The organism is Borborobacter arsenicus (genome assembly GCF_003934165.1).
Classification (GTDB): domain Bacteria; phylum Pseudomonadota; class Alphaproteobacteria; order Rhizobiales; family Rhizobiaceae; genus Pseudaminobacter; species Pseudaminobacter arsenicus.
In genome coordinates this window covers 1-6,814 of sequence record NZ_RKST01000068.1, presented here as the reverse complement: position 1 = coordinate 6,814, position 6,814 = coordinate 1, and the positions used below count along the sequence as shown (strand labels likewise).

Sequence of the window (6,814 nt, the reverse complement as noted above, 5' to 3'; positions counted from 1 at the left end):
GGGGTCAGAACAAGAGCTGCTCGAAATCGTACGCTAAGCTTGAACGGAGCGGGAACGCTTGATTGACCGCATTTCAAAAAGGGCATCTATGACCGGACATTCTGGAACCTGATCGCCGGTGCATTGCGCCGCCATATTCGACATGGCCCGCTCCAGACGCCGCAGATCGGCGATTTTCTGACGGATATCTTTCAAATGTTCGATGGTGAGCGCATGGACCTCCCGGCAGGTGTAGGTATGCCCATCGACCAGGCGAAGCAGGCCGCGCAACTCGTCCAGGCTGAAGCCGAGTTCACGGCCGCGCCGCACGAAATGCAGCCGCCTTGCGTGTTCAGTTGTGTAGATACGATAACCCGCTGCGCTGCGGGCGGGCTTCGGCATGACGCCGATTTTCTCGTAATAGCGGATCGTCTCTATGTTGACGCCGCTGCGCTCGGACAGCACGCCGATCGAAAATTCATCATTCTGTGTCATCACATAGCTCGCACAAATCCGTGAAAATTTCTCGCTTGACCCTGTAGTCGCTACAGGCACTAGGGTCACGATAGATCAATTGCGGGAGCATGTGAACGATGATGCAGGATGAAACACGGACGCTGGCAAATACAGTCACAGAGCCAGCCGAAAAGGGTTTTGATCGGGCAGCATTGCTGTCGGTCGGCGGCATCGTTGCGGCACTGGGCGCAGCAACCTGTTGCGTGCTGCCCTTTGCCTTGTTCTTCGCTGGCATCAGCGGCGCGTGGATCGGCAATTTGACCGCGTTCGAACCCTACCAGCCTGTGTTTATCACGATCGCGCTCGCCTGCCTCGGCTACGGTTTCTATCTCGTCTATCGCAGGCCGAAGGCGGCTGAATGCGCCGAGGGTTCCTACTGCGCGCGTCCATCATCCCATCGGAACGCCAAGATCGGCCTTTGGGTCGCAACTGTCTTGATCATTATCGCCGTGGGCTTTCCCTACGCCGCCCGCCTTGTCCTCGATGCTTAATCCCAAGGAGAATCTCATGAAAATCCTGCCCCTCATTGCCCTTACTGCGTCCCTGCTGACGGGTGGTCACGCTTTTGCCGCCGAGCAGACCGTAACCTTGAATGTTGCCAATGCCACCTGCGAACTCTGCGGCCCGATTGTGAAGCGGGCGCTCAGCAACGTTCCAGGCGTGCTCGATGTTGATGTATCGGAGGCGACCGGCGCGGCGATCGCGAAGGTGCGCTTTGACGACAGCCAGACGAATGTCGCCGCGCTGATCACCGCAACCACCAATGCTGGCTATCCGTCCGGCGTTTCGCAGTAAGGAGGTTCAGCATGACAGATGGAAAGTTCATCGGCCTTGGCGGAGTCGGGTTTCTCGCCGTCATCTGTTGCGCCGCGCCATTTCTTTTGGTCGCCGCTGGCTCTTTTGGCTTTTCCGCATGGTTCGCAGCGGCCGGCTATGTGCTGATCCCGATCGCTCTCGCCGCGATTGGGGCGTCCGCACTTTATCTTTACCGGCGTCGGCGTTCCGCCTCATCAGCGGATGCCAATTGCTGCTCGATGAATAACAAGACAACAAAGGTGAATTGAATGTGTGAAGCTTGCGACGTTCCAACTTCCAACAAAGGCAACGGCCGTTATGATCTTGTGGTCGTCGGAGCTGGCTCGGCCGGTTTCTCCGCCGCGATCACGGCCGCCGAACTAGGCGCCCAAGTGGCTCTTGTCGGGCATGGCACGATCGGCGGTACATGCGTCAACATCGGCTGCGTGCCCTCGAAAGCCCTGATCCGGGCCACGGAGGCTGTACGTCACGCCAACGATGCGGCTGCCCGGTTTGATGGGATCGAAAGCGGCGCGCGCGTGGTTGATTGGGCCGCTCAGATCGCCCAGAAAGACGCTTTGGTTGCCGGTCTGCGACAGGCGAAATACGCTGATCTGCTGCCGGAGTACAACAATGTGGTCTACCACGAAGGTCCGGCCCGCCTCGTTGACGGCGGTGTCCAGGTCGCGGGCCAGCACATCGGCTCCGAGCGAATTATCATCACCACCGGTGCGCGTCCGGCGTTGCCGGGGATTCCGGGGATCGCTGACGTATCGCCGCTCGACAGCACGACAGCGCTCGCCCTGACCGAGCTGCCACGCTCGATGATAGTGCTTGGCGGCGGCTACATCGGCGTGGAGCTTGCCCAGACTTTCGCACGGGCCGGTGTCGAAGTGACACTCGTGTTCCGCAGCCGGCTTCTGCCGGAGGCTGAACCCGAAATCGGCGCTGCGCTTGCCACCTATCTGGCCGATGAGGGGATTAAAATCGTCAGCGGCATTACCTACGAGTCCGCCCGCAAGACCGATGATGGTGGTGTTGCCCTCGCCATCGCGCGGGACGGACGTCCGGAAATCTTGACTGCCGAGCGGATTCTTGTGGCGACGGGACGCCGCTCGAACACTGAAGCCCTTGGGCTTGCTGAAACCGGTATAGACCTGACACCGGCCGGGGCCATCATCGTTGATGATCGCATGCGCACCTCGAAGGCGGGCGTCTATGCCGCCGGCGATGTAACCGGAAAAGATCAGTTCGTCTACATGGCCGCCTATGGCGCAAAGCTCGCCGCCAAGAACGCATTGAACGGCAACAGCCTGAGTTACGACAACACCGCAATGCCCGCCGTGGTCTTTACCGATCCGCAGGTGGCGAGCGTCGGCATGACCGAAGCGCAGGCGCGGGCTGCCGGACATTCGGTTCGCACCTCCGTCCTTTCCCTCGACAATGTGCCGCGGGCGCTGGCGGCGCGCGACACGCGCGGCCTGATCAAGCTGGTCGCCGACGGGTCAACCCGGAAACTCCTTGGCGCTCACATCCTTGCACCAGAGGGTGCTGACAGCATTCAGACGGCAGCCTTGGCCATCCGCTGCGGCCTGACGATCGATGATCTCTCGGAGACGATCTTTCCATATCTGACGACTGTCGAAGGTTTGAAGCTTGCGGCTCAGACCTTCGACAGGGATGTGAAAAAACTGTCCTGCTGCGCGGGGTGAGGCGAAAGGGAAACGGGTGCCTACTCAAGTCACGGCTTAAACGGAGCGGTCGCCCTCGATCCTGACACGCATGATGGTCTGGCGGCTGGTGTCAAATTTTCTGGCGAGTGCGGAAACGCTCATCCCGCCCGCCAAATCCGAGAGAACATCCAATTTCTGCTTCTCATTGAGCCGAGCGGGACGGCCGAGGGTCTTGCCTTCCGACTTGGCTCGTTTGAGGCCCGACTGCGTGCGTTCGATCAGCAGATCACGCTCGAACTGAGCGACGGCATTGATGACGCTCATCGTCATCTTCCCGGCGGAACTCGCCAGATCGACGCCGCCGAGGGCCAGACAATGGACCCGCACGCCCAGCTCCTCCAGTTTCCTGACCGTCGTACTGACATCGATCGCATCTCGGCCGAGCCGATCGAGCTTGGTGACGATGAGCACGTCCCCGGCTTCGAGTTTATCCATCAGTCGCGAGAAACCCCGGCGCTGCGCAATGGCGACGCTGCCCGAGATGGTCTCGGTGACTATACGGCGTGGCTCGACGTGGAAGCCGGCCGCTTCGATTTCCTGAATCTGGTTTTCGGTGGTCTGTCCGGTCGTGGAGACACGGACATAGGCAAAGGTGCGTGGCATAAGGTTCAATTTCGTCCGAATAGGTTGTCCGAAAGGTGATGCCTGTCCACAAATAAGTCAAGATAATTTGTGGACAGGGTGATTTAGGCCTGTACTCAAACGACCGTTTCCGGACATGCCCGGAACCATCGACGCAAGTTTGTATGGAGTAAAAAATGGCGCGGCGGAAGTTTCTCAAAATTCAGGATCAACAGGAGCTGTTCGGCGTACCGACCGATGAGGATAGTCTGATCCGTCACTACACTCTATCTCCATCGGACCGGCTGGAGATCGAAGTCCGCAGGCGAAAACATAACCAGCTCGGCTTTGCTGTCCAGCTTTGCATGATGCGGCATCCGGGCCGGGCTCTCATGGTGCACGAAATTCCGCCGAGGGCGATGCTCAATTATATAGCCGAACAATTGGATGCTGATCCGGAGAGTTTCCGTTCCTATGCCAGGCGGGAGGAAACTCGCCGCGAGCATATCGCGCATTTGCTTTCCTATTTTGGAAAACGAACAGCAACAGCACAGGACCGGCGCGCCGCCTTACTATCCGCCGTCGAAACGGCGACCGCAACGGACAAGGGCCATTCTATTGCCCAAGCTATTGTCACCACGCTGCGGGAGCGGAAGGTGTTACTTCCCGCACCTGACACAATAGAGCGGATCGGCTTTGCCGGCCGCGTAATAGCCCGCCGTCGCGCCGAGGCTGCCCTGATATCGGGCCTTTCAGCCGAAAAGCTCCAATCCCTCGATGATCTTTTGACGGTTGATCCCGAGATACGACAGACGCGATTCCATTGGCTGCGATCTGCGCCAGATGCTCCGGGAGCAACCAACCTGGTCACGCTGACCGACAGGATCGCTTTCATCCGCGCGCTCGATATCGATCCCCGACTACAAGCCCGCATCCACTCCGGTCGCTGGGAGCAGATGGTCCGGGAGGGCGATGTGACACCGGCATGGCTTGCCGCCGACTTCAACGCCAGTCGGCGGCGCGCGACGATCATCGCGCAGATCATCAAGCTTGGGCAAAAGCTCACCGACGCCGCAGTCACCATGTTCATCAAGCTGATCGGCAGGCTGTTTTCGCAGGCGAATAACCGCAAGAAGCAGCGCCATGTGAACACCCGGATGGAGACGGCTAAGGCACTACGGCTGTTTCTCGACACGATATCGGCTCTTCAGTGCGCCAATGACAATGATGAAGATGCAATTGAAACGCTCGACCGCCACGTCGGCTGGCATCGCTTGGTGCAGGCAAAGCCGACGCTTGCGGCGATGGTGGAAGACAATGACGCCTCACCCTTGCTTATTGCAGCTGAGCAATATGCCAATGTTCGCAATTATGCAGGCCGGTTCCTCCTGACCTTCACATTCCATTCAAGTCGTCGGTATGATCCTTTGCTGGCAGCGATCGAAACACTCAGATCCCTTTACGCGGAAGGAAGGCGCGTGCTTCCCGAACGTGTCCCGATCGCTCATCTCGGCGCGGCGGAGCGTAAACTGATCTTCGGGCAGGCAAAGGCCGATCGCCGTCTCTATGAGATTGCAACACTGGCAGCGTTGCGCGAGCGGCTTCGTTCGGCCGACATCTGGGTCGAAGGCAGCAGGGCGTTCCGGCCGATAAATGAAAATTTCATGCCCCGCCCTACTTTTACCAAGCTGAAGGAAACTGACCAGCTTGGGCTCGGTGTGCAGCGCGACGGGGTGGCTTGGCTCACCGAAATGCAACAATTGCTGGACTTCAATCTGAAACGTCTCGCCCATCGCGCCCGCAACGGCAAACTTGAAGGCGTCCGTCTCGATGCCGGAACCCTGATTGTAACACCGCTGGCGAGCGAAGTGCCCGCTGCAGCCGATGAACTAAATATCGAACTCAGCGAAATGTATCCGCTTGTCGAAGTGCCGGATCTCTTAAGAGACGTGCATGAGTGGACCGGCTTTGCCGACCAGTTCACCCATGTTCGAACGGGCGATTCACCGCAAAACATTCCGGCCATGCTCGCCGGCACGCTCGCGGACGCCACCAATCTTGGCCCGAAACGTATGGCCGGAGCCTCCAAGGGGATCAGCGCCCATCAGATCGGATGGATGCGCATGTTCCATGCCCGCACGGAAACCTATCGCGCAGCGCAGGCATGTGTGACCGACGCCCATGCGCGTCATCCCCACGCCCAGCTCTGGGGAACAGGGACGACCGCATCATCTGATGGTCAGTTCTTCCGGGCCAGTGATCGTGCCGCCAAACGCGGTGATATCAACCTGCATTATGGCAGCGAGCCAGGCTCGAAATTTTACAGCCACCTTTCCGATCAGTACGGCTATTTCAGCATTCTGCCGATCAGCCCGACCGAGAGCGAGGCAGCCTATGTTCTCGACGGCCTGTTCGACCACGACACCATCCTGGAGATCGAGGAGCACTTTACCGATACCGGAGGTGCGAGCGATCATGTATTTGCCCTCTTCACTCTGATCGGAAAGCGTTTTGCGCCTCGGCTGCGCAATCTCAAGGACCGGAAGTTCCATACTTTCGAAAAGGCCGACTCATATCCAGCACTGGCCAACCATATCGGCGCGCCGATCAATACCGCCCTCATTCTGGAACACTGGGATGACCTTCTCCATCTGGCGGCATCAATCACGACACGCTCTGTTGCGCCCTCAATGATCCTCAAAAAGCTGGCGGCATCCTCGAAACCGAGCCAGTTGGCGAAAGCCCTGCGTGAGCTCGGGCGCATCGAGCGATCCCTGTTTATGATCGAATGGTATTCCAACCCGGCACTTCGCCGGCGATGTCAAGCCGGTCTTAACAAAGGAGAATCCGCCCACAAGCTCAAGCGGGCCGTTTTCTTCCATGAGCGCGGCGAAATCCGCGACCGATCGTTCGAAAGTCAGGCATTCCGTGCCTCGGGCCTCAACCTTGTCGTCAGCGCCATCGTCCACTGGAATACCGTTTATCTCAGCCGTGCCGTAGCCCATCTGCGTCAAAGTGGTCGAACTATCCCCGACATATTGCTCAAGCATGTCTCGCCACTCAGCTGGGAGCACATAAATCTCACCGGCATCTATTCCTGGGACACCGAGCAGCAGATGCCCGAAGGCTTCAGGCCATTGCGACTTCCTGGAAGAATCCTCCGCGCTGCATGACGTTCCCGCTCCGTTCGGTCTTAGCGTACGATTTCGAGCAGCTCTTGTTCTGACCCC

7 protein-coding genes are annotated in these 6,814 nt (G+C 58.7%); 5 read left to right on the top strand and 2 right to left on the bottom strand.

Translation table 11 applies throughout. The annotated features are described in order from the left end of the window. Positions 1-33: 33 nt before the first annotated feature. Complete coding sequence (locus EET67_RS24890; RefSeq protein WP_023517540.1) at positions 34-474, bottom strand: MerR family transcriptional regulator; 441 nt, start codon at positions 472-474, stop codon at positions 34-36. Positions 475-572: 98 nt separating this feature from the next. Here EET67_RS24890 and EET67_RS24885 point away from each other — a divergent pair, with 98 nt between their 5' ends. The 4 genes from EET67_RS24885 to merA are packed head-to-tail and all read left to right on the top strand — an operon-like array spanning position 573 to position 3,002. Continuing rightward, the gene (locus EET67_RS24885; RefSeq protein WP_003501072.1) at positions 573-986 is read left to right on the top strand and encodes a mercuric transporter MerT family protein; all 414 of its coding nucleotides are present in this window, start codon (positions 573-575) and stop codon (positions 984-986) included. Positions 987-1,002: 16 nt separating this feature from the next. Then, a complete protein-coding gene (locus tag EET67_RS24880) occupies positions 1,003-1,290 on the top strand; it encodes a cation transporter (protein ID WP_010661778.1) in 288 nt (95 codons plus the stop codon). Positions 1,291-1,301: 11 nt separating this feature from the next. Beyond that, a complete protein-coding gene (locus EET67_RS24875) occupies positions 1,302-1,559 on the top strand; it encodes a hypothetical protein (protein WP_003501076.1) in 258 nt (85 codons plus the stop codon). Beyond that, positions 1,560-3,002 carry a mercury(II) reductase gene (gene merA / locus EET67_RS24870; protein WP_003501078.1) on the top strand — a complete coding sequence of 481 codons (1,443 nt, stop codon included), beginning with the start codon at positions 1,560-1,562 and terminating at the stop codon, positions 3,000-3,002. A 36-nt stretch (positions 3,003-3,038) separates the two neighbouring features. Here merA and EET67_RS24865 read toward each other — a convergent pair whose 3' ends face one another. Continuing rightward, a complete protein-coding gene (locus EET67_RS24865; RefSeq protein WP_003501080.1) occupies positions 3,039-3,626 on the bottom strand; it encodes a recombinase family protein in 588 nt (195 codons plus the stop codon). A gap of 155 nt (positions 3,627-3,781) precedes the next feature. On the opposite strand from EET67_RS24865, the gene EET67_RS24860 reads away from it, so the two are divergent. Beyond that, on the top strand, positions 3,782-6,757 hold the full coding sequence (locus EET67_RS24860; protein ID WP_003501082.1) for a Tn3 family transposase: 2,976 nt from the start codon (positions 3,782-3,784) through the stop codon (positions 6,755-6,757). The last annotated feature ends 57 nt before the right edge of the window (positions 6,758-6,814 follow it).

What these genes read in the sequence shown, in the direction of transcription:
- EET67_RS24885 (WP_003501072.1), top strand. Translation starts at nt 573, where the DNA reads ATGATGCAGGATGAAACACGGACGCTGGCAAATACAGTCACAGAGCCA.
- EET67_RS24880 (WP_010661778.1), top strand. Translation starts at nt 1,003, where the DNA reads ATGAAAATCCTGCCCCTCATTGCCCTTACTGCGTCCCTGCTGACGGGT.
- EET67_RS24865 (WP_003501080.1), bottom strand. Translation starts at nt 3,626, where the DNA reads ATGCCACGCACCTTTGCCTATGTCCGTGTCTCCACGACCGGACAGACC.
- EET67_RS24875 (WP_003501076.1), top strand. Translation starts at nt 1,302, where the DNA reads ATGACAGATGGAAAGTTCATCGGCCTTGGCGGAGTCGGGTTTCTCGCC.
- EET67_RS24890 (WP_023517540.1), bottom strand. Translation starts at nt 474, where the DNA reads ATGACACAGAATGATGAATTTTCGATCGGCGTGCTGTCCGAGCGCAGC.
- EET67_RS24860 (WP_003501082.1), top strand. Translation starts at nt 3,782, where the DNA reads ATGGCGCGGCGGAAGTTTCTCAAAATTCAGGATCAACAGGAGCTGTTC.
- merA (WP_003501078.1), top strand. Translation starts at nt 1,560, where the DNA reads ATGTGTGAAGCTTGCGACGTTCCAACTTCCAACAAAGGCAACGGCCGT.